Source organism: Streptomyces sp. NPDC028308, assembly GCF_055565855.1.
The window spans coordinates 91,939-117,444 of the sequence record NZ_JBVHTO010000006.1 but is presented as its reverse complement, the minus strand read 5'-3'; the positions used below and the strand labels follow the sequence as shown (position 1 = coordinate 117,444).

The following is a 25,506-nucleotide window of genomic DNA, read 5'->3' as shown; positions in this document are numbered from 1 at the left end:
AGATGAGCAAGATCCTTATTCGCGGTGCGAAGGTGCTCGGCGGCGAGCCGCAGGACGTGCTGATCGACGGCGAGACCATCGCCGAGGTCGGCACCGGCCTCAGCGCCGAGGGCGCCGAGGTCGTGGAGGCGGAGGGCCGGGTGCTGCTGCCGGGCCTCGTCGACCTGCACACCCACCTGCGCGAGCCGGGCCGCGAGGACTCCGAGACCGTGCTCACCGGCACCCGGGCCGCGGCGAGCGGCGGCTACACCTCGGTGTTCGCCATGGCCAACACCTTCCCGGTCGCCGACACCGCCGGCGTCGTCGAGCAGGTCTACCGGCTCGGCCAGGAGGGCGGCTACTGCGACGTGCAGCCCATCGGCGCCGTCACCGTCGGCCTGGAGGGCAAGAAGCTCGCCGAGCTGGGCGCGATGCACGAGTCCGCGGCCGGCGTCACGGTCTTCTCCGACGACGGCAAGTGCGTCGACGACGCCGTGATCATGCGCCGTGCCCTGGAGTACGTGAAGGCCTTCGGCGGCGTCGTCGCCCAGCACGCCCAGGAGCCCCGGCTGACCGAGGGCGCCCAGATGAACGAGGGCGTCGTCTCCGCCGAGCTGGGCCTCGGCGGCTGGCCCGCCGTCGCCGAGGAGTCGATCATCGCCCGGGACGTGCTGCTCGCCGAGCACGTCGGCTCCCGCGTCCACATCTGCCACCTGTCGACCGCCGGCTCCGTCGAGATCGTCCGCTGGGCCAAGTCCCGCGGCATCGACGTCACCGCCGAGGTCACCCCACACCACCTGCTCCTCACCGACGAGCTGGTGCGCAGCTACAACCCGGTCTTCAAGGTCAACCCGCCGCTGCGCACCGAGCGTGACGTGCTCGCCCTGCGCGAGGCGCTCGCCGACGGCACCATCGACATCGTCGCCACCGACCACGCCCCGCACCCGCACGAGGACAAGGACTGCGAGTGGGCCGCGGCGGCCATGGGCATGGTCGGCCTGGAGACCGCCCTCTCCGTCGTCCAGCAGACGATGGTGGAGACCGGCCTGCTCGACTGGGCCGGCGTCGCCGACCGCATGTCCGTCAAGCCCGCCGTGATCGGCCGGGCCACCGGCCACGGACGTCCCGTCTCGGCAGGTGAGCCCGCCAACCTCACGCTGGTCGACACGGAATACCGTGGAGCCGTGGACCCCGCGGGCTTCGCCTCGCGCAGCCGCAACACTCCGTACGAGGGCCGCGAGCTGCCGGGCCGTGTGACGCACACGTGGCTGCGGGGCCGGGCCACGCTCGTCGACGGGAAGCTCGCGTGACATCTCTGCAACCGACCTATATCGCCGCCGGACAGAAGTCGGCGGAGGTGACCGACTGGGCCGCCCGGATCGGCTGGCTCGTCGGCCTCGTCCTCTTCGTCGCGCTGGTCTACTGGCTGATGCGCGAGGGCTGGAAGTGGCGCGGCACCCTCCAGGGCGACCTGCCCGAGCTGCCGACCCGCCCGGCGCCCGCCGCCCCCGACGAGGACGGCCCGCGGCTGCCTGGAATGCCGACCGGCCCCGGTCCGGCGAGACTGACGATGAGCGGCCGCTACCACGGTTCCACCACCGCCGGGCAGTGGCTCGACCGCATCGTGGCGCACGGCCTGGGCACCCGCAGCAGGGTCGAGCTCACGCTGACGGACGCGGGACTGGACGTCGTACGCCCCGGGGCCACCGACTTCTTCGTCCCGGCCGGAGCACTGCGCGAGGCCCGGCTCGACAAGGGCATCGCCGGCAAGGTCCTCACCGAGGGCGGCCTGCTCGTCGTCACCTGGGCCCACGGCGACCGGCTGATCGACTCCGGGTTCCGCTCGGACCGCGCGGCCGAACACAACGAGTGGGTCGACACCCTGAACGCCATGATCAACAAGAGCAACGACACGGAAGGCGCACGATGACGACCTCCACAAGGGAAGCCGCGAAGGTTTCCGCCGTACTCGTCCTGGAGGACGGCCGGATCTTCCGCGGCCGTGCCTACGGGGCCGTGGGGGAGACCTTCGGCGAAGCGGTGTTCTCCACCGGCATGACCGGCTACCAGGAGACCCTCACCGACCCGTCGTACCACCGCCAGGTCGTCGTCATGACGGCCCCGCACGTGGGCAACACCGGCATCAACGACGAGGACCCCGAGTCGAAGCGGATCTGGGTCGCCGGATACGTGGTGCGCGACCCCGCGCGCGTGCCCTCCAACTGGCGCTCCCGCCGCTCCCTGGACGACGAGCTGCGCGCCCAGGGCGTCGTCGGCATCAGCGGCATCGACACCCGCGCGCTCACCCGCCACCTGCGCGAGCGCGGCGCCATGCGCGTCGGCATCTTCTCCGGCAACGCGCTGCCCGACGAGGGCACGATGATCGCCGAGGTGCGCCAGGCCCCCGAGATGAAGGGCGCCAGCCTCTTCGAGGAGGTCGCCACCCAGGAGACCTACGTCGTCCCGGCCGTCGGCGAGAAGAAGTTCACCGTCGCCGCCGTCGACCTCGGCATCAAGGGCATGACCCCGCACCGGATGGCCGAGCGCGGCATCGAGGTGCACGTGCTGCCCGCCACCGCGACCGCCGAGGAGCTCTACGCCGTCCAGCCGGACGGGGTGTTCTTCTCCAACGGCCCCGGCGACCCCGAGAAGGCCGACCAGCCCGTCGCCCTGATGCGCGAGGTCCTCAGCCGCAAGACCCCGCTCTTCGGCATCTGCTTCGGCAACCAGATCCTCGGCCGCGCCCTCGGCTTCGGCACCTACAAGCTGAAGTACGGCCACCGCGGCATCAACCAGCCGGTGCAGGACCGTACGACCGGCAAGGTCGAGGTCACCGCGCACAATCACGGGTTCGCCGTCGACGCCCCGCTCGACCGGGTCTCCGAGACCCCCTTCGGCCGCGCCGAGGTCTCCCACGTCTGCCTGAACGACCAGGTCGTCGAGGGACTCCAGCTCCTCGACCAGCCGGCCTTCAGCGTCCAGTACCACCCCGAAGCGGCAGCCGGCCCGCACGACGCCGCCTACCTGTTCGACCGCTTCGTATCCCTGATGGAGGGCCAGCGTGCCTAAGCGCACCGATATCCAGTCCGTCCTGGTCATCGGCTCCGGCCCGATCGTCATCGGCCAGGCCGCCGAGTTCGACTACTCCGGCACCCAGGCGTGCCGCGTGCTCAAGGCCGAGGGCCTGCGCGTGATCCTCGTCAACTCCAACCCGGCGACGATCATGACCGACCCGGAGATCGCCGACGCGACCTACGTCGAGCCGATCACCCCGGAGTTCGTCGAGAAGATCATCGCCAAGGAGCGCCCGGACGCGTTGCTGCCGACGCTCGGCGGCCAGACCGCCCTCAACACCGCGATCTCCATGCACGAGCAGGGTGTGCTGGAGAAGTACGGCGTCGAGCTGATCGGCGCCAACGTCGAGGCCATCAACAAGGGCGAGGACCGCGACCTCTTCAAGGACGTCGTCGAAGAGGTCCGCAAGAAGATCGGCCACGGCGAGTCCGCCCGCTCGGTCATCTGCCATTCCATGGACGACGTGCTCCAGGGCGTCGAGACGCTCGGCGGCTACCCCGTCGTCGTCCGCCCCTCCTTCACCATGGGCGGCGCCGGCTCCGGCTTCGCCCACGACGAGGACGAGCTGCGCCGCATCGCCGGCCAGGGCCTGACGCTCTCCCCGACCACCGAGGTGCTCCTGGAGGAGTCCATCCTCGGCTGGAAGGAGTACGAGCTGGAGCTGATGCGCGACAAGAACGACAACGTCGTGGTCGTCTGCTCCATCGAGAACTTCGACCCCATGGGCGTCCACACCGGCGACTCGATCACCGTCGCCCCGTCGATGACGCTGACCGACCGCGAGTACCAGCGGCTGCGCGACATCGGCATCGCGATCATCCGCGAGGTCGGCGTCGACACCGGCGGCTGCAACATCCAGTTCGCGGTGAACCCCGAGGACGGGCGGATCATCGTCATCGAGATGAACCCGCGTGTGTCGCGCTCCTCGGCCCTCGCCTCCAAGGCCACCGGCTTCCCGATCGCCAAGATCGCCGCCAAGCTGGCCGTCGGCTACACCCTGGACGAGATCCCGAACGACATCACGGAGAAGACGCCGGCCTCCTTCGAGCCGACGCTCGACTACGTCGTCGTCAAGGCGCCCCGGTTCGCCTTCGAGAAGTTCCCCTCCGCGGACTCCACCCTCACCACCACCATGAAGTCGGTCGGCGAGGCCATGGCCATCGGCCGCAACTTCACCGAGGCGCTCCAGAAGGCGCTGCGCTCCCTGGAGAAGAAGGGCTCGCAGTTCACCTTCGTCGGCGAGCCCCGCGACAAGAAGCAGCTCCTCGAAGAGGCCGTCCGGCCGACCGACGGGCGCATCAACACCGTCATGCAGGCCATCCGCGCCGGAGCCACCCCGGAGGAGGTCTTCGACGCGACGAAGATCGACCCGTGGTTCGTGGACCAGATGTTCCTGATCAAGGAGATCGCGGACGAGCTGGCCGCCGCCGACCGGCTGGACCAGGACCTGCTCGCCGAGGCCAAGCGGCACGGCTTCTCCGACGCCCAGATCGCCGAGATCCGCGGCCTGCGCGAGGACGTCGTCCGCGAGGTCCGGCACGCCCTCGGTGTCCGCCCGGTCTACAAGACGGTCGACACCTGCGCCGCCGAGTTCGCCGCGAAGACGCCGTACTTCTACTCCTCCTACGACGAGGAGACCGAGGTCGCGCCCCGCGAGAAGCCTGCGGTCGTCATCCTCGGCTCCGGCCCGAACCGCATCGGCCAGGGCATCGAGTTCGACTACTCCTGCGTCCACGCCTCCTTCGCGCTCAGCGACGCCGGCTACGAGACCGTGATGGTCAACTGCAACCCGGAGACCGTCTCCACCGACTACGACACCTCCGACCGCCTGTACTTCGAGCCGCTGACGCTCGAGGACGTGCTGGAGATCGTGCACGCGGAGTCCCTCGCCGGCCCGATCGCCGGTGTCGTGGTCCAGCTCGGCGGCCAGACCCCGCTGGGCCTCGCGCAGGCGCTCAAGGACAACGGCGTACCGGTCGTGGGCACCTCGCCCGAGGCGATCCACGCCGCCGAGGACCGCGGCGCCTTCGGCCGCGTGCTCGCCGAGGCCGGCCTCCCGGCCCCCAAGCACGGCACCGCCACCACCTTCGCGGGCGCCAAGGCCATCGCCGACGAGATCGGCTACCCGGTCCTCGTCCGCCCGTCGTACGTGCTCGGCGGCCGCGGCATGGAGATCGTGTACGACGAGACGCGCCTGGAGTCGTACATCGCCGAGTCCACCGAGATCAGCCCCTCCCGGCCGGTCCTGGTCGACCGCTTCCTGGACGACGCCATCGAGATCGACGTCGACGCCCTGTACGACGGCGAGGAGCTCTACCTCGGCGGCGTCATGGAGCACATCGAGGAGGCCGGCATCCACTCCGGCGACTCGGCGTGCGCCCTGCCCCCGATCACCCTCGGCGGCTTCGACATCAAGCGGCTGCGCGCCTCCACCGAGGCCATCGCCAAGGGCGTCGGTGTCCGCGGCCTGATCAACATCCAGTTCGCCATGGCCGGGGACATCCTCTACGTCCTCGAAGCCAACCCGCGCGCCTCGCGCACCGTGCCCTTCACCTCGAAGGCGACCGCGGTGCCGCTGGCCAAGGCCGCCGCCCGCATCTCGCTCGGCGCGACCGTCGCCGAGCTGCGCGCCGAGGGCCTGCTCCCGGCGAACGGCGACGGCGGCACCCTGCCGCTCGACGCGCCGATCTCCGTCAAGGAGGCCGTCATGCCGTGGTCGCGCTTCCGCGACATCCACGGCCGCGGCGTCGACACCGTCCTCGGCCCGGAGATGCGCTCCACCGGCGAGGTCATGGGCATCGACTCGGTGTTCGGCACCGCGTACGCCAAGTCGCAGGCCGGCGCCTACGGGCCGCTGCCCACCAAGGGCCGCGCCTTCATCTCGGTCGCCAACCGCGACAAGCGCTCGATGATCTTCCCGGCGCGCGAACTCGTCGCCCACGGCTTCGAGCTGCTCGCCACGTCCGGCACCGCCGAGGTGCTCAAGCGCAACGGCCTGAACGCCACGGTCGTGCGCAAGCAGTCCGAGGGCGTCGGCCCGAACGGCGAGAAGACCATCGTCCAGCTCATCCACGACGGCCAGGTCGACCTCATCGTCAACACGCCCTACGGCACCGGCGGCCGCCTCGACGGCTACGAGATCCGCACGGCGGCCGTGGCCCGGTCCGTCCCGTGTCTGACGACGGTGCAGGCGCTCGCCGCCGCCGTCCAGGGCATCGACGCGCTCAACGGCGGCGACGTCGGCGTGCGCTCCCTGCAGGAACACGCCGAGCATCTGATCGCGGCCCGCGACTAGCAGCCCGAGGGGGACACCGGAAACGGTGTCCCCCTCTTCATGAGGACACGGAGACATGTACAAGCTCTACTTCCGCCTGGTTTTCAAGCGGATGGACCCGGAACAGGCGCACCACCTCGCCTTCCGCTGGATCCGTCTCGCCGTCCGCGTCCCCGTGCTGCGGACCTTCGTCGCGGCGGCGCTGGCCCCCCGGTACGAGGAACTGCGCACCGAGGCGTTCGGCCTGCGCATGCACGGCCCCTTCGGCCTCGCCGCCGGCTTCGACAAGAACGCGGTCGCCATCGACGGGATGGCGATGCTCGGCTTCGACCACGTCGAGATCGGCACGGTCACCGGCGAGGCGCAGCCCGGCAACCCGCGCAAGCGGCTGTTCCGCCTCGTGCCGGACCGGGCGCTCATCAACCGCATGGGCTTCAACAACGACGGCTCGGCGGCCGTCGCCGAGCGCCTGGCCGCCCGCACGCCGGTCTTCCGGACGATCGTCGGCGTCAACATCGGCAAGACCAAGGCCGTCCCGGAGGAGGAGGCCGTCGGCGACTACGTGAAGTCCGCCGAGCGGCTCGCCCGGCACGCCGACTACCTGGTCGTCAACGTCTCCTCGCCGAACACGCCCGGCCTGCGCAACCTCCAGGCCACCGAGGCCCTGCGCCCGCTGCTGAGCGCCGTCCGCGAGGCCGCCGACCGGACGGTCAGCGACCGGCGGGTGCCGCTGCTCGTCAAGATCGCGCCGGACCTCGCCGACGAGGACGTCGACGCCGTCGCCGACCTCGCCGTGGAGCTCGGCCTGGACGGCATCATCGCCACCAACACCACCATCGCGCGTGAGGGTCTCGGCCTGCGGTCCGACCCCGCCCTCGTCAAGGAGACCGGCGGCCTGTCCGGCGCCCCGCTCAAGGCACGCTCCCTGGAGGTCCTGCGCCGCCTCTACGCGCGCGTGGGCGACCGGATCACCCTGGTGGGCGTCGGCGGCGTGGAGAACGCCGAGGACGCCTGGCAGCGGATCCTGGCCGGCGCCACCCTGGTCCAGGGCTACAGCGCCTTCGTCTACGAGGGCCCCTTCTGGGGGCGCGCCATCCACAAGGGTCTCGCCGCCCGCCTGCGGACGAGCCCGTACGCCACCCTCGCCGACGCGGTCGGCGCCGACGTGAGGAAGTCCGCATGACCCTGGAGCCCTTCGGCGCCCGGCTGCGCCGGTCCATGGACGACCGGGGCCCGCTGTGCGTCGGTATCGACCCGCACGCCTCCCTGCTCACCGACTGGGGCCTGAACGACGATCTCGCGGGCCTGGAGCGCTTCAGCCGCACCGTCGTCGAGGCGCTCGCCGATCGGGTCGCCGTCCTGAAGCCGCAGAGCGCTTTCTTCGAGCGGTTCGGCTCGCGCGGCGTCGCCGTCCTGGAGAAGTCCGTCGAGGAGGCGCGGACGGCCGGCGCGCTGGTCGTGATGGACGCCAAGCGCGGCGACATCGGCTCCACCATGGCGGCGTACGCGGAGACCTTCCTGCGCAAGGACGCCCCGCTGTTCTCGGACGCGCTCACGGTGTCGCCGTACCTCGGCTACGGCTCGCTGAAGCCCGCGGTGGAGCTGGCGCGGGAGAGCGGCGCCGGGCTCTTCGTCCTCGCCCTGACCTCCAACCCGGAGGGCGGCGAGGTGCAGCACGCGGTCCGTGCGGACGGCCGCAGCGTCGGGGCGACCATGCTGGCCCACCTCGCCGCCGAGAACGCGGGAGAGACGCCCCTGGGCTCCTTCGGGGCGGTCGTGGGTGCCACGCTCGGCGATCTCTCCTCCTACGACCTGGACATCAACGGTCCGCTCCTCGCGCCCGGCATCGGCGCCCAGGGGGCCACGCCGGCCGATCTGCCGGGCGTCTTCGGCGCGGCGGTGCGCCGGGTGGTGCCGAACGTCAGCCGGGGTGTGCTGCGGCACGGACCCGACGTCGCCGCGCTCCGGAGCTCCGCGGACCGTTTCGCGGAGGAGATCCGGACGGCCGTCGCGACCGTTTGAGTCCGTCGATGAGCGTCTCTCGGCCGCCTTGAGTCTGAATACATCCTCAAATCCGGGGCGTAATGTCGGGAATGTCAGGCTCGACGGAGGCTGACCAGGACTTTTCCGCTGTTCTCGCTGACTCCGGCGGACTTGCCCGCTAGTCTCCGTCGAGTGAGGGCACCTCCCACGCCCTCCAGGCAGTGGGGGAGATCGGGCGAGCCTGTAGCCCGTGTCTCCCCAGGTGTGGGGCGACTAGGTTCCTCACCGGTCCGTATCCGACAGTTCGACATCCGAGGTGACGTAGGCGTGGCTCTTCCGCCCCTTACCCCTGAACAGCGCGCAGCCGCGCTCGAAAAGGCCGCCGCGGCTCGCCGGGAGCGGGCCGAGGTCAAGAATCGACTCAAGCACTCCGGCGCCTCCCTTCACGAGGTCATCAAGCAGGGTCAGGAGAACGACGTCATCGGCAAGATGAAGGTCTCCGCTCTCCTCGAGTCCCTGCCGGGCGTGGGCAAGGTCCGCGCCAAGCAGATCATGGAGCGACTCGGGATCTCCGAGAGCCGCCGCGTGCGGGGTCTCGGTTCCAACCAGATCGCCTCCCTGGAGCGCGAGTTCGGCAGCACCGCCGGCTGACGTTCTCGGGCACTCCTGAGAACCTGGATAATCGCTGCATGAGTGAACGTTCGCGGCTGACCGTGCTCTCCGGCCCCTCCGGGGTCGGCAAGAGCACGGTCGTCGCCCATATGCGCAAGGAACACCCCGGGGTCTGGCTCTCGGTGTCGGCGACGACCCGCAAGCCCCGCCCCGGTGAGAAGCACGGGGTCCACTACTTCTTCGTCAGCGACGAGGAGATGGACAAGCTGATCGCCAACGGCGAGCTGCTCGAATGGGCCGAGTTCGCCGGCAACCGCTACGGCACGCCGCGTGCCGCCGTGATGGAGCGGCTGGAGGCGGGCGAGGGGGTCCTCCTGGAGATCGACCTCCAGGGAGCCCGGCAGGTCCGCGAGTCCATGCGGGACGCCCAGCTGGTGTTCCTGGCCCCGCCCTCCTGGGAGGAGCTGGTGCGCAGGCTCACCGGGCGCGGCACCGAACCGCCCGAGGTCATCGAGCGCCGACTGGCCGCGGCCAAGATCGAACTGGCGGCCGAGTCCGAGTTCGACATCACCCTGGTCAACACCTCCGTCGAGGACGTGGCGCGCGAGCTGCTAGCCTTGATGAACGTTGTGTGATCTTCACTGATCTCATCCCACCTTTCGGAAGGCAGAGCGTGTCCTCTTCCATCACCGCTCCCGAGGGCATCATCAACCCTCCGATCGACGAGCTCCTCGAGGCCACCGACTCGAAGTACAGCCTGGTGATCTACGCGGCCAAGCGCGCCCGTCAGATCAACGCTTACTACTCGCAGCTCGGCGAGGGTCTCCTCGAGTACGTCGGTCCCCTCGTGGACACGCACGTCCACGAGAAGCCCCTCTCCATCGCCCTGCGCGAGATCAACGCGGGCCTGCTGACGTCCGAGGCCGTCGAGGGCCCCGCGACCTGATCGCCCGACCGCTCATCCCAGGCCCGGCAGCGTGACTGTCGGGCCTGCGGTGTGCCGGGGCGCCGGAACCGCCTCCGGGCGGTGCGGCAGCATGGAGTCGTGCTCCTCCGAGCGCGTCGTACGTTCTCTAGTGCGGGGAGACCCTGGTGGACAAGCCGAAGGTCGTTCTGGGCGTCAGCGGCGGCATCGCCGCGTACAAGGCCTGTGAGCTGCTGCGCAGGCTGACGGAGTCGGGTCACGACGTGCGCGTCGTCCCGACCGCGTCCGCACTGCACTTCGTCGGCGCCGCCACCTGGTCCGCGCTCTCCGGCCACCCCGTCTCGACCGAGGTCTGGTCCGACGTCCACGAGGTCCCGCACGTCCGCATCGGACAGCACGCCGACCTGGTGGTCGTCGCGCCCGCCACCGCCGACATGCTCGCCAAGGCCGCCCACGGCCTCGCCGACGACCTCCTCACGAACACCCTGCTCACCGCCCGCTGTCCGGTCGTCTTCGCCCCCGCCATGCACACCGAGATGTGGGAGCACCCGGCCACCCAGGAGAACGTGGCCACGCTGCGCCGCCGCGGTGCCGTCGTGATCGAGCCGGCCGTCGGCCGCCTCACCGGCGTCGACACCGGCAAGGGCCGGCTGCCCGATCCGACCGAGATCTTCGAGGTCTGCCGCCGGGTGCTCGCCCGCGGCGTGAGCGCGCCCGACCTCGTCGGCCGGCACGTCGTCGTCAGCGCGGGCGGCACGCGCGAACCGCTCGACCCCGTCCGCTTCCTCGGCAACCGCTCCTCCGGCAAGCAGGGCTACGCCCTCGCCCGCACCGCGGCGGCCCGCGGGGCCAGGGTGACACTCGTCTCCGCGAACGCCGGCCTGCCGGACCCCGCCGGCGTGGACGTGGTCCGGGTGGGTACCGCCGTGCAGCTGCGCGAGGCCGTGCTCAAGGCCGCCTCCGACGCGGACGCCGTGGTGATGGCCGCCGCCGTGGCCGACTTCCGCCCGGCGGCGTACGCGACCGGGAAGATCAAGAAGAAGGACGGCCAGGAGCCCGAGCCGATCGTCCTGGTCCGCAATCCGGACGTGCTCGCGGAGATCTCCGCCGACCGCGCCCGCCCGGACCAGGTGATCGTCGGCTTCGCCGCGGAGACGGACGACGTCCTCGCCAACGGCCGCGGCAAGCTGGAGCGCAAGGGCTGCGACCTCCTCGTCGTCAACGAGGTGGGGGAGCGCAAGACCTTCGGCTCCGAGGAGAACGAGGCCGTGGTGCTCGGCGCGGACGGCAGCGAGACCCCGGTGCCGTACGGGCCCAAGGAGGCACTGGCCGAGATCGTGTGGGACCTGGTGGCCGGACGCCTCCGCCCGCCGGCCCGTTAGCTCCGTCCGGCGGCACACACCACGCCGATTCGGGCGTGGCGACCCTGGCGGAGAGCGACACGCATTGGGCAGAATGCCCGTGCCGCAGGTCACAGCACTCCCGAGAGGCGAGACGGGTGGGCCCGCGGACGAGCGCGACCGATAAACTGTTCACGGACGACGCCGGGCGCAGCCTCCGTCCCGTCCGCCAATGATCAGCCAGCAGCCGCTGCAACCCCAGGGAGCGTTGTGTCCCGTCGCCTGTTCACCTCGGAGTCCGTGACCGAGGGTCACCCCGACAAGATCGCTGACCAGATCAGCGACACCATTCTCGACGCGCTCCTGCGCGAGGACCCGACGTCCCGGGTCGCCGTGGAGACGCTCATCACGACCGGCCTGGTGCACGTGGCCGGAGAGGTCACGACCAAGGCGTACGCGCCGATCGCCCAGCTGGTCCGCGACAAGATCCTCGAGATCGGTTACGACTCCTCGAAGAAGGGCTTCGACGGCGCGTCCTGCGGCGTCTCCGTCTCCATCGGCTCGCAGTCGCCCGACATCGCGCAGGGCGTCGACACGGCGTACGAGAACCGCGTCGAGGGCGACGACGACGAGCTGGACCGTCAGGGCGCCGGCGACCAGGGCCTGATGTTCGGTTACGCGACCGACGAGACGCCGAACCTGATGCCGCTCCCGATCCACCTCGCGCACCGCCTCTCGCGGCGCCTGTCCGAGGTGCGCAAGAACGGGACCATCCCCTACCTGCGTCCCGACGGCAAGACCCAGGTCACCATCGAGTACGACGGCGACAAGGCGGTCCGCCTGGACACCGTCGTCGTCTCCTCGCAGCACGCCTCCGACATCGACCTGGACTCGCTGCTCGCGCCCGACATCCGCGAGTTCGTCGTGGAGCCCGAGCTGAAGGCCCTCCTGGACGACGGCATCAAGCTCGACACGGAGGGCTACCGCCTCCTGGTGAACCCGACCGGCCGCTTCGAGATCGGCGGCCCGATGGGCGACGCCGGCCTCACCGGCCGCAAGATCATCATCGACACGTACGGCGGCATGGCCCGCCACGGCGGCGGCGCCTTCTCCGGCAAGGACCCGTCCAAGGTCGACCGCTCCGCCGCGTACGCGATGCGCTGGGTCGCGAAGAACGTGGTCGCCGCGGGCCTCGCCACCCGCTGCGAGGTCCAGGTCGCCTACGCGATCGGCAAGGCCGAGCCCGTCGGTCTCTTCGTCGAGACCTTCGGCACCGCCAAGGTCGACGCCGAGCGCATCGAGACCGCCATCACCGAGGTCTTCGACCTGCGCCCTGCGGCCATCATCCGCGACCTCGACCTGCTGCGCCCGATCTACTCCCAGACCGCCGCGTACGGTCACTTCGGCCGAGAGCTGCCCGACTTCACGTGGGAGCGCACGGACCGGGTGGACGCGCTGCGCAAGGCGGCGGGGCTGTAGCCCTCCCGTCCACGGCCACGAGGCCCGGCCTCCCCACGGGGACGCCGGGCCTTTCCGTTGCGTCCGGGCGCGTTCGGGGGCCGTTCCGGCGGCCGGGGGCGCCGGTCCGCGACGTGGGTCGCTGTCGGTGGGGTCTGGTAGGAATGCAGGCGTGAGCAGCGAAAACGGGCGGGCGGGCGGGGCGGCGGACGGGGCGCCGCCCGAGCAGCTTGCGCTGGTCCGGGAGGCGGTGCGCAAGGCCAAGGTGCCGAAGGCGAAGCCGCGGACCTGGCGGGGCGCCGCCCTGGCGAAGGAGCTCCCCGTCGCCCGGGTCGTCGTCGACAAGGGCGTGCTCCACCTCGACCGGTACTTCGACTACGCCGTCCCCGAGGAGCTGGACGAGATCGCCCGGCCCGGGGTGCGGGTTCGGGTGCGGTTCGGTGCCGGCGGGCGCAATGTGCGGGACGGGCGGCGCGAAGGCGGCAGTCTGATCGACGGCTTCATCGTCGACCGCGTCGCCGAGTCCGACTACGCGGGACCGCTCGCCGCCCTGGCCCAGGTGGTGTCGCCCGAGCCGGTGCTCGGAGCCGACCTGCTCGGACTCGCCCGCGCCGTCGCCGACCGGTACGCGGGCAGCCTCGCGGACGTGCTCCAGCTGGCGGTCCCGCCCCGGCACGCGCGCGCGGAGGCGGCCGTCATGCCCGGCCCGCCCCCGCCGCCCGCCGCCCCCGACCCGGGGACCTGGACGCGGTACGTGCGAGGCGCGGAGTTCCTCGGCGCCCTCGCCTCCGGCGGGGCGCCGCGCGCCGTGTGGACCGCCCTGCCGGGCCCGCAGTGGGCCGAGGAGATCGCCCGCGCCGTCCAGGCCACCCTGGCCTCAGGACGCGGGGCCCTGGTCGTCGTACCGGCAGGCCGGCCCGCCGCGCGCGTGGACGCGGCCCTGACGGATCTGCTGGGGGAGGGCCGGCACGCGCTGCTGACCGCGGACGCGGGCCAGGAGCGCCGTTACCGGGAGTGGCTCGCCGTCCGGCGCGGAGCCGTGCGCGCCGTGGTGGGGACCCGCGCCGCGATGTTCGCACCCGTACGGGATCTGGGACTGGTGGTCGTCTGGGACGACGGGGACGCGGCGCACAGCGACGACAACGCCCCCTTCCCGCACGTCCGCGAGGTGCTGGAGCTGCGGGCCGCCCGCGACAAGTGCGCGTTCCTGCTGGGGAGCTGGGGCTGCACCGTGGAGGCGGCCCAGCTCGTCGAGAGCGGGTGGGCCCTGCCCCTGGTCGCCGAGCGGGAGCAGGTGAGGGCCTGCGCGCCCCTGGTGCGGACCGTCGGGGACGGGGATCTCGCCCGGGACGAGGCCGCGCGCGCCGCCCGGCTGCCGACCCTCGCCTGGCAGATCGTCAGGGAGGGGCTGCGGCAGGGGCCCGTCCTCGTCCAGGTGCCGCGGCGCGGATACGTGCCCCGGATGGCCTGCGCCCAGTGCCGGGCGCCCGCGCGGTGCCGGCACTGCGCCGGGCCGCTGGAGGCCCAGGACGCCGAGGCCCTGCGCTGCGGCTGGTGCGGCCGGGACGAGACCGCCTGGCACTGCCCCGAGTGCGGGGGGTTCCGGCTGCGGGCGCAGGTCGTGGGGGCGCGGCGGACCGCCGAGGAGCTGGGGCGGGCGTTCCCGGCCGTTCCGGTGCGGACCTCCGGGCGCGAGCAGGTGCTCGACACGGTGTCCGAGGCCCCCGCGCTCGTCGTGAGCACACCGGGCGCCGAGCCCGTCGCCGAGGGCGGGTACGCGGCCGCCCTGCTGCTCGACGGCTGGGCCATGCTCGGGCGGCCCGACCTGCGGGCGGGGGAGGAGGCCCTGCGGCGCTGGCTGGGCGCCGCGGCGTTCGTCCGCGCCCAGGGAGCAGGTGGGACCGTGGTCGTCGTCGCCGAGCCGACGCTGCGGCCCGTGCAGGCGCTCGTCCGCTGGGACCCCGTGGGGCACGCGGTGCGGGAGCTCGCCGAGCGGGCCGAGCTCGGATTTCCCCCGGTGTCCCGGATGGCCGCCGTGTCCGGTACGGCCGACGGGCTCGCGGGTTTCCTCGCCGCGGCCGAGCTCCCGGGCGACGCCGAGGTGCTGGGGCCGGTGCCGGTCCCCTTCACGGAGCCGGGGCGTCCGCGGCGGGTCGGGGGTCCGCCCCCGGGTGAGCACTGGGAGCGGGTGCTGATCCGCGTACCGCCGGGCAGCGGCGCCGCGCTGGCGGCCGCGCTGAAGACCGCGCAGGCGGCGCGGATGGCCCGTGGCGGGCAGGAGCCGGTCCGCATCCGGATCGATCCGCTGGACATCGGCTGATCGCTGACCGCTGACCGCTGACCGCTGACCGCTGACGGCGATCGGTGGCGCCGGGTGGTCCGCCGGTACGTGTGGCCGGGGGACGCGGGTGGCGCGTGCGGGGGCCGGCGGGTCCGGCGACGTACCGGCGCCCGAGCGGTCAGGTCGGCCCGTACGCCCGAGCGGTCAGGTCGGCCCTCACGACGAGTAGGGGCGCGCGGCGGGCCGGACGGGCGCGCGGACGGCATCGGGAGTCATCCGTCGGGGGTACGCCAGGAGTCGGCGGCCGGAGATCGGAGGCCGGTCGGTCTCGCACGCGACGCGCTGGACGGGTCCGTGGGGGGCGCCCCTGGCCGGAGACGGGGACGCCTCCCGGTGGTGGGCCGGGAGGCGGTGGAGGGCGGGCGTCAGCCGTTGCGCGGGCTCGGGAAGGCCGTCGGCCTGACCTCTTCGCGGAGGGTCGGGCTTCCCGCGGTCGGCTGGGTCGGCATGGAACGGGCGGCCGGGACGGTGGGCACCGAGGGGATACCGGTGTTGACGGCGACGGTGCGGGTGCTCGACGGCTCGGTGGCGCGCTCGGCCTCGGCGGCGGCCTGGGCGGCGGCGCGGCGGGCGCCGTAACGGCGGTGCACCGCCTGCTTGGTGACGCCGAGCGCGGAGCCCACCGCGTCCCACGAGAAGCCCAGCGAGCGGTCGAAGTCCACGGCGGCCGTCACCAGGGTCTCGACGCTGTCCCGCAGCTCCTGGGCGAGGCGGACGGTCGGCGCGGGGGCACGCCCGTAGACGACGAAGCCCGTCGAGGGGCCGGAGCGGCGCGGGCGGTAGACGTTGCCCAGCTGGGCGGTGAGCGTGCGCAGCGCGTCCACCTGCCGGCGGACCCGCTCGATGTCCCGCACCAGCAAGTGCAGGCTGGCCCGAGCCTGGGCGTCGTGGGTTGCGTGGTCGGCCATGAACAAGCCTCTCGAACCGGCGTTGCGGAAAAGGACCGGGCCGCGATCGCGGCCCGTTGAGTCAACTCTCTCTTGACAACGCGTTACGGGGTCAGTGGTCACGCTGCGGGGGCGTAAGGGCATATGCACGGGGCGCGCATCTCGACGCACGCCCCCGAGGACCCCGGCGGGGCAGAGGTGCCTCCCGCGGGGTGCGTCCCCGGCGGGGCCGGCCACCCGGCCGGGCGACGCCGCCGCCTCGTGGGGCTGACCGTCCCCGGCGGGCGCGGGGCTCATAGACTGGTGCGCCGCCCCGCACGGCACCGCTCCGCCGGCCCGCGCGGGCCTGACCGCACTTCCGCCCGAGAGGCCAGCCGCCACCCATGAAGCTCGTCTTCGCAGGTACCCCCGAGGTCGCCGTTCCCGCCCTGGACGCTCTGCTCGCCTCCGGCCGGCACGAGGTCGCCGCCGTCGTGACGCGGCCCGACGCACCGGCCGGGCGGGGCCGCAGGCTCGTCGCGAGTCCCGTCGCCGAGCGCGCGGCGGAGGCCGGCATCGAGATCCTCAAGCCCGTGAAGCCGCGGGACGAGGAGTTCCTGGCGCGGCTCAGGGAGATCGCGCCGGACTGCTGCCCCGTCGTGGCGTACGGCGCGCTGCTGCCGAGGGTCGCCCTGGACATCCCGGCGCACGGCTGGGTCAACCTCCACTTCTCGCTGCTGCCGGCCTGGCGGGGCGCGGCCCCCGTGCAGCACGCGATCATGGCGGGCGACGAGATCACCGGCGCGTCCACCTTCCTGATCGAGGAGGGCCTGGACTCCGGCCCCGTCTACGGCACGGTCACCGAGGAGATCCGTCCCACCGACACCAGCGGGGACCTGCTCACGCGGCTCGCCTTCGCCGGCTCCGGACTGCTCGCCGCCACCATGGACGGGATCGAGGACGGCACCGTCAAGGCCGTTCCGCAGCCCGCCGAGGGCATCTCCCTGGCCCCGAAGATCACCGTCGAGGACGCCCACGTCGACTGGTCCGCACCGGCCCTGCGCATCGACCGCGTCGTCCGGGGCTGCACGCCGGCGCCGGGCGCGTGGACCGTCTTCCGCGGCGAGCGCTTGAAGCTGATCCACGTGGCCGCCGTGCCCGAGCGCACCGAACTCGCCCCCGGGGAGCTGGCGGTGGGCAAGAACAGCGTGCACGTCGGCACCGGCTCGTACGCCGTCGAGCTGCTGTGGGTCCAGGCGCAGGGCAAGAAGCCGATGCGCGCCGCGGACTGGGCACGCGGGGTGCGTATCCCCTCCGGGGAGCGGCTCGGCTCCTGACGAGGCGGACGGGGGTGACCGGGGTCCGGGTGTCCGGGCGCGGCGTACGCTGAGAGGCGCACCTTTTCCCGGATCCGGAGCACCTTTCCTGTGAGCGAGCAGTCCCGTCGGCCGAGCAGGCCGGGCAAGCCCTACCGTCGTCCCCAGAAGGACCCCGTCCGCATCCTCGCCTTCGAGGCGCTGCGGGCCGTGGACGAGCGGGACGCGTACGCGAACCTCGTCCTGCCGCCGCTGCTGCGCAAGGCCCGGGAGAAGGGCGGCTTCGACGGGCGGGACGCGGCGCTGGCCACCGAGCTGGTGTACGGGACGCTGCGCAGGCAGGGCACGTACGACGCGGTCATCGCGGCCTGCGTCGACCGGCCGCTGCGCGAGGTCGACCCGCCGGTCCTGGACGTGCTCAGCCTCGGCGCCCACCAGCTCCTCGGCACCCGCATCCCGACGCACGCCGCCGTCTCCGCCTCGGTGGAGCTGGCCCGGGTCGTACTCGGCGACGGGCGCGCCAAGTTCGTCAACGCCGTCCTGCGGAAGATCGCGCAGCAGGACCTCGACGCCTGGCTGGAGCAGGTCGCGCCGCCGTACGACGAGGACGCCGAGGACCATCTCGCCGTCGTGCACTCGCACCCGCGCTGGATCGTCTCCGCGCTGTGGGACTCCCTCGGGGGTGGCCGCGCCGGGATCGAGGACCTGCTGGAGGCCGACAACGAACGGCCCGAGGTGACCCTCGTCGCCCGGCCCGGACGGTCGAGCGCCGGCGAACTCCTCGACGTGCTCGGCGAGGAGAACGCGCTGCCGGGCCGCTGGTCCCCGTATGCCGTGCGGCTCACCGAGGGCGGCGAGCCGGGCGCCATCGACGCCGTGCGCGAGGGGCGCGCCGGGGTCCAGGACGAGGGCAGCCAGCTGGTGGCCCTCGCGCTGGCGAACGCGCCGCTCGACGGACCGGACGAGAAGTGGCTCGACGGCTGCGCCGGCCCCGGCGGCAAGGCGGCCATGCTCGCGGGGCTCGCGGCCGAGCGCGGGGCCGTGCTGCTCGCCGCCGAGAAGCAGCCGCACCGCGCCGGACTCGTCGCCAAGGCGCTCGCCGGGAACCCCGGCCCGTACCAGGTCGTCACCGCCGACGGCACCCGCCCGCCGTGGCGTCCCGGCACCTTCGACCGGGTCCTGATGGACGTGCCCTGCACGGGCCTCGGTGCCCTGCGCCGCCGTCCGGAGGCCCGCTGGCGGCGCCGGCCCGAGGACCTGGAGGGCTTCGCGCCGCTCCAGCGCGGGCTGCTGCGCACGGCGCTCGACTCCGTGCGGGTCGGCGGCGTCGTCGGGTACGCGACCTGCTCACCGCACCTCGCCGAGACCCGCGCGGTCGTCGACGACGTGCTCAAGCACTACGACGGTGCGGCCGAGCTGCTCGACGCCCGTCCGCTCCTGCCGGGGGTCCCGGCAGTCGGCGACGGCCCCGACGTGCAGCTGTGGCCGCATCTGCACGGCACGGACGCCATGTACCTGGCGCTCATCCGCCGGACGGCGTGAGCGGAGGGGCCCCGTGGGTGTCGTCGGGCCCCGACGACAACGCCGCAGACGGGCGTGCCAGACCCCGCGTCTCCGGCATGATCCGCCGGACAGGCCCTAGCCGCCCGGCCGTGAAGCCGGTTCCGTGGGGGCCGGGTTCCGGTGCTCCGCCGCGTCCTCGCGGGACAGCCGGTGCGGCCACCACACCTTCGGTCCGACGTCCAGGAACAGGGACGTCACGAGGACCGAGCGGACGATGAAGGTGTCCAGCAGGACGCCCAGCGCGACCGCGAAACCGATCTCGGCGAAGGCGACCATGGGCAGCGTGCCCAGGGCGGCGAAGGTGCCCGCGAGGACCAGGCCCGCCGAGGTGATCACCGCGCCGGTCGCGGCGAGACCGGTGAGGACGCCCGGGCGGGTGCCCTGGTGGGCCGCCTCCTCGCGGATGCGGGTGGTCAGGAAGATGTTGTAGTCGATGCCCAGAGCCACCAGGAAGACGAAGACGAAGAGCGGGAAGTCCGTCGCCTCGCCCGCGTAGTCGAAGAGGTGGCGGAAGGCGAGCGCGCTGGCGCCCAGCGCCGCCGTGAAGGACAGGACGACCGTCCCGATCAGCAGCAGGGGTGCCACCACCGCGCGCAGCAGCAGCATCAGGATCAGCAGGACGACCGCCAGGACCGCCGGGATGATCACCAGGTTGTCGTGCGTCGTCGCCGCGTCCATGTCGAGCAGGGCCGCGGTGCCGCCGCCCACCCGGGCGTCGGCGTCGGGCACGGCGTGCACGTTGTCCCGTACGCGCTCCACCGTCTGCTTGGCGGCCTCGCTGTCGGACGGCGCGGTCATCGTCGCCTCGAAGAGGACCCTGCCGTCGTGCGAGGGTCTCGTGCCCGGGGGCACGGTGATGCTGTCGGGCACCACACCCCTGGTCTGCGCGACCGCGCTGCGGACCTCGGCGTTGCTCGTCTCGTCGGCCACGATCACGAGGGGGTCGCCGCTGCCCGCCGGGAAGTACCGCGCGGACACCTCCTGCCCGGCGATCGAGTCCGGCTTGCCGGTGAACGCGTCGGCGTTGCCGATGCCCTCGGCGCGGATCTGCAGCAGGCCGAGGGAGAGCACCGCGAGGGCGAGGGCCGTGCCGATCCAGATGACGCGCGGACGGCGGGAGATGCGGCCGCCCATCCGGGCCCAGAGGCCGCGTGCGGTCGGGTCGGGCGAGCCGAGGTGGGGGACGGAGGGCCAGAAGATCCAGCGGCCGAAGACCAGCAGCAGGGCCGGGAAGAGGGTGATCATGGCGAGGAGGGCGACCGCGACGCCGATCGCGGCCACCGGGCCCAGACCGCGCGTGGAGTTCATCTCGGCGGCCAGCAGCACCAGCATGCTGAGCACGACGGTGGCACCCGAGGCGAGGACCGCCGGTCCCGCCCGGTTCAGGGCGAGGGCCATCGCCTCGTGGCGGTCCTCGTGCCGGCGCAGCTCCTCGCGGTAGCGGGCGACGAGCAGCAGCGCGTAGTCCGTGCCGGCGCCGAAGACGAGGACCGTGAGGATGCCCGCGCTCTGCCCGTTGACCGTCAGGCCCGCGTGTTCCGCCAGCAGGTAGATCAGCGCCTGGGAGGTGAACAGCGCGACGACCACCGCGATCAGCGGGACGACGATCAGCGTCAGGCTGCGGTAGGTGAGGAGCAGCATCACGATGACGACGGCCATCGCGGCGAACAGCAACGTCGAGTCGATGCCCTCGAACGCCTCGGAGAAGTCGGCGGAGGTACCGCCGGGCCCGGTGATGTGCACGGCCAGCCCGTCGCCGCCCTCGCCCACCCGGTCACGGATCGAGTCGACCGCGGGCGCGATCTCCTTCCAGCCCTTCTCGTCCATCGTGATCGGCACGAAGATCTCGGCCGCCCGGGGTGCCGTCCGGTCGTCGTAGACGGGTCCGCGCGTCTCGGGGCCGCGCACCCCGTGGGCGGTCAGCGCCTTGATCTCGCGGACGTCCTCGCTGATCTGCCGCCGGTCCTCGCCGGTCAGGCCGCTGTCGCGCGCGTAGACGACGACCGCGGGGATCTGCTCGGGCCTGAAGCCCTCCGAGAGGTGCAGGACCTGGGTGGACTCGGCGGTGCCCGGCAGCCAGGAGGCGGCGTCGTTGTCCTGGGCGTCGGTGAGCTTCGTCGCGAGCGGCGCCGCCATCACGAGCAGCACCAGCCACAGGCCGACGACGACCCACTTGCTGCGCCGCCCGCACACGAACCCGATGAGTCCCTGGCGCACCCGGCGCTCCTTCCCGTCCGTCATGGCCACCCCCGTAGCCGCTTCTGGAGCCGGTGAGCCGACCAGCATGGCATGTCCGGCCATTCCGCGACATCCGCCGAACGGCCCAGAAACTCCGCGCTGCGGCCCAGGTCCGGACCGGGGGGAGCAACCGGGGCCGGGCATGGCAGTCTTGGGTCATGGCCGTGCAGATCAACCCCAGCATCCTGTCCGCCGACTTCGCGCGCCTCGCCCAGGAGGCAAAGGCGGTGGAGGGAGCCGACTGGCTCCACGTCGACGTCATGGACAACCATTTCGTACCGAACCTCACGCTCGGGGTACCGGTCGTAGAGTCCCTGGCCCGGGCGACGGACACTCCGCTGGACTGCCATCTGATGATCGAGGACGCCGATCGGTGGGCGCCCCAGTACGTGGAAGCGGGGGCCGGTTCGGTCACCTTCCACGCCGAGGCGGCCGCCGCGCCGGTGCGGCTCGCCCGCGAGATCCGGGCCAAGGGCGCCCGGGCCTCCATGGCGCTGAAGCCCGCGACCCCGATCGAGCCGTACGAGGATCTGCTCCCCGAGCTCGACATGCTGCTGATCATGACCGTCGAACCGGGCTTCGGCGGCCAGTCGTTCCTCGACATCATGCTCCCGAAGATCCGCCGCACCCGCGAGTTGATCAGCAAGCACGGCCTCGAACTGTGGCTCCAGGTCGACGGGGGCGTCTCGGCCTCCACCATCGAGCGCTGCGCCGAGGCCGGCGCCGACGTCTTCGTCGCCGGATCGGCGGTCTACGGTGCCTCCGACCCGGCCGAGGCGGTACGTGCACTGCGCACGCAGGCGGAGGCGGTGACCGCCCATGCCTCCTGGGCGTGCGACCACTGAACCAAGGGAACGTGAACGCCGCCCATCGGGGCGGATCAAGTACGCCGGATCTGCAAGGATGAACGGCGAATCCAGAGTGTGAACAGCAGTGAGGAGATCGCCGTGTCGGGTATGTCGGCGGGCCGGTCAGCCATGCGGATGGGGCCCGCTGAGCTGGTCCAGGCGGCGGCCATGGCCCGCCGCTTCTACCTTGAGGGCAAGTCCAAGATCCAGATCGCCGAGGAGTTCGGTGTCAGCCGCTTCAAGGTGGCCCGGGTCCTGGAGACCGCTCTCGAACGGGATCTCGTGAGGATCGAGATCCGTGTACCTGCCGAGCTGGACGCGGAGCGCTCGGACGCGCTGCGCGCCCGCTACGGCCTCAGGCACGCCGTCGTGGTCGAGTCCCCGGCCGACGCCGAGGAGTCGCCCGACCCCGAGAACCTCGGGGAGGTCGCCGCGGACCTGCTCGCCGAGCTGGTCAACGAGGGGGACGTGCTCGGCCTCGCGTGGGGCCGCTCCACCATCCACATGGCCGCCGAGCTGTCCAGGCTGCCCCCGTGCACGGTGGTGCAGCTGACGGGTGTCTACGACGCCGGGACCGCCGAGCGCGGTTCGGTGGAGGCGGTACGGCGGGCCGCCCAGGTGTCGGGCGGGGACGCCCATCCCATCTACGCGCCGATGCTGCTGCCGGACGCGGCCACCGCGGCGGCGCTGCGCAACCAGACCGGGCTCGCCCGCGCCTTCGAGTACTTCGACAAGGTCACGGTCGCCTGCGTCTCCATCGGGTCCTGGGAGCCGGGCATCTCGACGGTGCACGACATGCTCAGCGACGAGGAGCGCGGGCACTACGCCTCGCTCGGGGTCGCCGCCGAGATGTCGGCGCACCTCTTCGACTCCGAGGGGCGCCGGGTCGGACGTGACCTCGGCGAGCGGTGCATCACCGTCAAGGCGGACCAGTTGCGCCGTATCCCCGAGGTCGTCGCGATCGCGGGCGGCCAGCGCAAGGCCGCCGCGATCGACGCGGTGCTGCGCTCCGGTCTCGTCACCAGCCTGGTGACGGACACGTCGGCGGCGGACTATCTGATGACGGCGGGCCCGGCCCCGCGTCCCGCCCTCGACCGGGCTGACCCGGACGGCCCCTGACCGACGCGTCGGTGAGCCGCCGGCCGAATCGGACCCGCAGACCCTCGGGGCTGCGGGTCCTTCCGCGTCCGGGGCCCTGAAGGGCCGCGAACCGGGCAGTGCCCGACCAGGGTCGTAGGGGGTCTCACGTCGGACCGGCGGGCCCTCGCGGACCGACCGCCGGTGCGACGGCGTGCGGGGCGGCGCGGCAGGCGGGGGTGGCTGTGGGAGCATCGGCGGCATGTCGCCCCGGTCCGTTCCCCGCCTCTTCGCCGGCCTTCTCGTCTGCCTGGCGGTCCTGCTGGCGGGCTGCTCCCCGGCGGACACGGGCACTCCGCCGGACGCGGCGCCCTCCCCGGCCGTCTCCACTCCCGCCTGGGCGGGGGACCTGCCCGCCGTGCCCGAGTCCCGGCTGCGTGACCCCGCTCGACCTCACCGGCGTCACCGGCCGGGACGCCTTCATGGAGCGCTGCGTGCGCGCGCTCGGCCTGCCCGACTGGTTCGGCCGCAACTGGGACGCCCTCGCGGACTGCCTCGGCGACCCCGACTGGGGGCCCGCGAGTCCGGGCCGGCTGCTCGTGGTCGGCGGCTGGCGGGAGTACGCGGGCGCACGGCCGGGGGAGTGGGCGATCGCGCAGGAGGTCCTGGCGTCCGCCGCGGGGCCGTATCCGGGGGGCGCCGCGCTCTCGGTCGTCCTGGACCTTGGAGGATCCGACCAACCACCCGCTGACCAGCCTGGATGATCTGTCCGGGCCGTGCACACGCGGTGTCATGGGACAATGAAGTACGTGCTCTTCCCCCTGGCTGACCTGTCCGGGGGCCACCTCTGATCGACTGGGATGTGCAGCACGTGCGTTTCCTCAACGACATCCAGCCCCCGTACGACCTGACGTACGACGACGTCTTCATGGTGCCGAGCCGCTCCGCGGTCGGATCCCGCCAGGGCGTGGACCTCGCCTCGCCGGACGGCACGGGCACCACCATCCCGCTCGTCGTCGCCAACATGACCGCGATCGCCGGGCGCCGGATGGCCGAGACCGTCGCCCGTCGCGGTGGCCTCGTCGTCATTCCGCAGGACATCCCGATCGAGGTCGTCACCGAGGTCGTCTCCTGGGTCAAGGGACGCCACCTGGTGCTGGACACCCCGATCATCCTGGCCCCCCACCAGACCGTCGCCGACGCGCTGGCCCTGCTGCCGAAGCGGGCGCACAACGCGGGCGTCGTCGTGGACGGCGACGGCCGCCCGGTCGGCGTGGTCACCGACACCGACCTCTCCGGCGTCGACCGCTTCACGCAGCTCTCCGAGGTCATGTCCAGGGACCTGCTGCTGCTCGACGCGGACATCGAGCCGCGCGAGGCCTTCAACCGCCTCGACGGCGCCAACCGCCGGTACGCCCCGGCCGTCGACAAGGACGGCAGGCTCGCGGGCATCCTCACCCGCAAGGGCGCCCTGCGCGCGACGCTCTACACCCCGGCGACCGACGCGCAGGGCAGGCTCCGTATCGCCGCCGCCGTGGGCATCAACGGCGACGTGGCCGGCAAGGCGAAGCAGCTCCTCGACGCGGGCGTCGACACCCTCGTCATCGACACCGCGCACGGGCACCAGGAGTCGATGATCGCCGCCATCAGGACGGTGCGCGCCCTGGACCCGCAGGTCCCGATCGCAGCGGGCAACATCGTCGCCGCCGAGGGTGTCAGGGACCTCGTCGAGGCGGGCGCGGACATCATCAAGGTCGGTGTGGGCCCCGGCGCCATGTGCACGACCCGCATGATGACCGGCGTCGGCCGCCCGCAGTTCTCCGCGGTCATGGAGTGCGCCGCCGAGGCGAAGAAGTACGGCAAGCACGTCTGGGCCGACGGCGGTGTCCGTCACCCGCGCGACGTCGCCATGGCGCTGGCCGCCGGTGCGTCCAACGTCATGATCGGTTCCTGGTTCGCGGGCACCTACGAGTCGCCGGGCGACCTCCAGCAGGACGCCAACGGGCGCCTCTACAAGGAGTCGTTCGGCATGGCGTCGGCCCGCGCCGTCAAGAACCGGACGAGCGAGGAGTCGGCCTACGACCGCGCCCGCAAGGGGCTGTTCGAGGAGGGCATCTCCACCTCGCGCATGTTCCTCGACCCGGCCAGGCCCGGGGTCGAGGACCTGATCGACTCGATCATCGCGGGCGTCCGCTCGTCCTGCACCTACGCGGGCGCCAACTCCCTGGAGGAGTTCGCCGAGAAGGCCATCGTCGGCATCCAGAGCGCCGCCGGCTACGCCGAGGGCAAGCCGCTGCACGCCAGCTGGAACTGACACACCGTCACCCCGGACGGCCCCCGTGGAGCGACCACGGGGGCCGTCGGCGTACCCCCCGACGGGCCGGCGCGGGGGAGGGGGGCACCCCGCCCGGAGGCCTTCCGGGAACGCCGCGCAACGGTCGAAAGCCCCCGCGCAACGAACGTGCGCTGCACCGCGAGGAACACAACGATCTTGCGGAGACGCGCAAGGTTGCTGCATTACGCCCGTGAAGCCCCGGCTCATAGGGTCGAGCGCTGTACATGGTGTGGCGGGGACCCCGCTCGGTGGGTCCCCGTCGTCCGGGGATGCCGC

Annotated in this window: 20 protein-coding genes; 18 read left to right on the top strand and 2 right to left on the bottom strand. The window is 72.6% G+C overall.

Annotated elements, in window-relative coordinates; translation table 11 throughout:
- Window positions 1-2 precede the first annotated feature (2 nt).
- From ACZ4VA_RS14955 to ACZ4VA_RS14900, 12 genes are all read left to right on the top strand, one after another.
- On the top strand, window positions 3-1,289 hold the full coding sequence (locus tag ACZ4VA_RS14955) for a dihydroorotase (protein WP_355779196.1): 1,287 nt from the start codon (window positions 3-5) through the stop codon (window positions 1,287-1,289).
- Complete coding sequence (locus ACZ4VA_RS14950; RefSeq protein ID WP_356166523.1) at window positions 1,286-1,909, top strand: PH-like domain-containing protein; 624 nt, start codon at window positions 1,286-1,288, stop codon at window positions 1,907-1,909. Before ACZ4VA_RS14955 ends, ACZ4VA_RS14950 begins: the two co-directional genes overlap by 4 nt.
- Window positions 1,906-3,048 carry a glutamine-hydrolyzing carbamoyl-phosphate synthase small subunit gene (gene carA / locus ACZ4VA_RS14945; RefSeq protein ID WP_355780889.1) on the top strand — a complete coding sequence of 381 codons (1,143 nt, stop codon included), beginning with the start codon at window positions 1,906-1,908 and terminating at the stop codon, window positions 3,046-3,048. The genes ACZ4VA_RS14950 and carA overlap by 4 nt, the downstream gene beginning before the upstream one ends.
- Window positions 3,041-6,349 (top strand): carbamoyl-phosphate synthase large subunit, encoded by a 3,309-nt coding sequence (gene carB / locus ACZ4VA_RS14940; RefSeq protein WP_468081584.1) that lies wholly within the window; start codon window positions 3,041-3,043, stop codon window positions 6,347-6,349. Before carA ends, carB begins: the two co-directional genes overlap by 8 nt.
- 55 nt (window positions 6,350-6,404) lie before the next feature.
- Entirely contained in the window at window positions 6,405-7,511 is a 1,107-nt protein-coding gene (locus ACZ4VA_RS14935) for a quinone-dependent dihydroorotate dehydrogenase (protein WP_468081582.1), read from the top strand.
- Window positions 7,508-8,350, top strand: a complete 843-nt coding sequence (pyrF, locus tag ACZ4VA_RS14930) for an orotidine-5'-phosphate decarboxylase (protein WP_468081580.1) — start codon at window positions 7,508-7,510, stop codon at window positions 8,348-8,350. The genes ACZ4VA_RS14935 and pyrF overlap by 4 nt, the downstream gene beginning before the upstream one ends.
- Before the next feature lie 288 nt (window positions 8,351-8,638).
- Complete coding sequence (locus tag ACZ4VA_RS14925) at window positions 8,639-8,962, top strand: integration host factor (RefSeq protein ID WP_010988268.1); 324 nt, start codon at window positions 8,639-8,641, stop codon at window positions 8,960-8,962.
- A gap of 38 nt (window positions 8,963-9,000) precedes the next feature.
- Complete coding sequence (gene gmk, locus ACZ4VA_RS14920) at window positions 9,001-9,558, top strand: guanylate kinase (RefSeq protein ID WP_452924578.1); 558 nt, start codon at window positions 9,001-9,003, stop codon at window positions 9,556-9,558.
- A 38-nt stretch (window positions 9,559-9,596) separates the two neighbouring features.
- The gene (gene rpoZ, locus ACZ4VA_RS14915; RefSeq protein WP_019059732.1) at window positions 9,597-9,869 is read left to right on the top strand and encodes a DNA-directed RNA polymerase subunit omega; all 273 of its coding nucleotides are present in this window, start codon (window positions 9,597-9,599) and stop codon (window positions 9,867-9,869) included.
- Window positions 9,870-10,015: 146 nt separating this feature from the next.
- Window positions 10,016-11,230 carry a bifunctional phosphopantothenoylcysteine decarboxylase/phosphopantothenate--cysteine ligase CoaBC gene (gene coaBC / locus ACZ4VA_RS14910; protein WP_468081577.1) on the top strand — a complete coding sequence of 405 codons (1,215 nt, stop codon included), beginning with the start codon at window positions 10,016-10,018 and terminating at the stop codon, window positions 11,228-11,230.
- Window positions 11,231-11,458: 228 nt separating this feature from the next.
- A complete protein-coding gene (metK, locus tag ACZ4VA_RS14905) occupies window positions 11,459-12,667 on the top strand; it encodes a methionine adenosyltransferase (RefSeq protein ID WP_355793032.1) in 1,209 nt (402 codons plus the stop codon).
- Window positions 12,668-12,818: 151 nt separating this feature from the next.
- Window positions 12,819-14,966: a primosomal protein N' gene (locus ACZ4VA_RS14900; protein WP_468081574.1), complete on the top strand. Its 2,148-nt coding sequence runs from the start codon at window positions 12,819-12,821 to the stop codon at window positions 14,964-14,966.
- A gap of 386 nt (window positions 14,967-15,352) precedes the next feature.
- Here the strand turns inward: ACZ4VA_RS14900 and ACZ4VA_RS14895 are convergent, their stop codons facing one another.
- Complete coding sequence (locus tag ACZ4VA_RS14895; protein ID WP_356166507.1) at window positions 15,353-15,895, bottom strand: hypothetical protein; 543 nt, start codon at window positions 15,893-15,895, stop codon at window positions 15,353-15,355.
- 362 nt (window positions 15,896-16,257) lie between these two features.
- Between ACZ4VA_RS14895 and fmt the strand changes: the two genes are divergently transcribed.
- Window positions 16,258-17,190, top strand: coding sequence for a methionyl-tRNA formyltransferase (gene fmt, locus ACZ4VA_RS14890; RefSeq protein ID WP_388906889.1), 933 nt, complete (start codon window positions 16,258-16,260; stop codon window positions 17,188-17,190).
- Between the two features lie 90 nt (window positions 17,191-17,280).
- On the top strand, window positions 17,281-18,711 hold the full coding sequence (locus tag ACZ4VA_RS14885) for an RsmB/NOP family class I SAM-dependent RNA methyltransferase (RefSeq protein WP_356166501.1): 1,431 nt from the start codon (window positions 17,281-17,283) through the stop codon (window positions 18,709-18,711).
- A gap of 96 nt (window positions 18,712-18,807) precedes the next feature.
- Here the strand turns inward: ACZ4VA_RS14885 and ACZ4VA_RS14880 are convergent, their stop codons facing one another.
- Complete coding sequence (locus tag ACZ4VA_RS14880; RefSeq protein WP_355790157.1) at window positions 18,808-20,973, bottom strand: MMPL family transporter; 2,166 nt, start codon at window positions 20,971-20,973, stop codon at window positions 18,808-18,810.
- A gap of 155 nt (window positions 20,974-21,128) precedes the next feature.
- Between ACZ4VA_RS14880 and rpe the strand changes: the two genes are divergently transcribed.
- The 4 genes from rpe to ACZ4VA_RS14860 all read left to right on the top strand — a co-directional run bounded on the left by rpe (window position 21,129) and on the right by ACZ4VA_RS14860 (window position 25,209).
- Entirely contained in the window at window positions 21,129-21,815 is a 687-nt protein-coding gene (gene rpe / locus ACZ4VA_RS14875) for a ribulose-phosphate 3-epimerase (protein ID WP_355790159.1), read from the top strand.
- A 78-nt stretch (window positions 21,816-21,893) separates the two neighbouring features.
- The gene (locus tag ACZ4VA_RS14870) at window positions 21,894-22,937 is read left to right on the top strand and encodes a sugar-binding transcriptional regulator (protein ID WP_356166495.1); all 1,044 of its coding nucleotides are present in this window, start codon (window positions 21,894-21,896) and stop codon (window positions 22,935-22,937) included.
- 395 nt (window positions 22,938-23,332) lie between these two features.
- Window positions 23,333-23,659, top strand: a complete 327-nt coding sequence (locus tag ACZ4VA_RS14865; RefSeq protein WP_468081570.1) for a barstar family protein — start codon at window positions 23,333-23,335, stop codon at window positions 23,657-23,659.
- Between the two features lie 107 nt (window positions 23,660-23,766).
- Complete coding sequence (locus tag ACZ4VA_RS14860) at window positions 23,767-25,209, top strand: GuaB1 family IMP dehydrogenase-related protein (protein WP_355791053.1); 1,443 nt, start codon at window positions 23,767-23,769, stop codon at window positions 25,207-25,209.
- The last annotated feature ends 297 nt before the right edge of the window (window positions 25,210-25,506 follow it).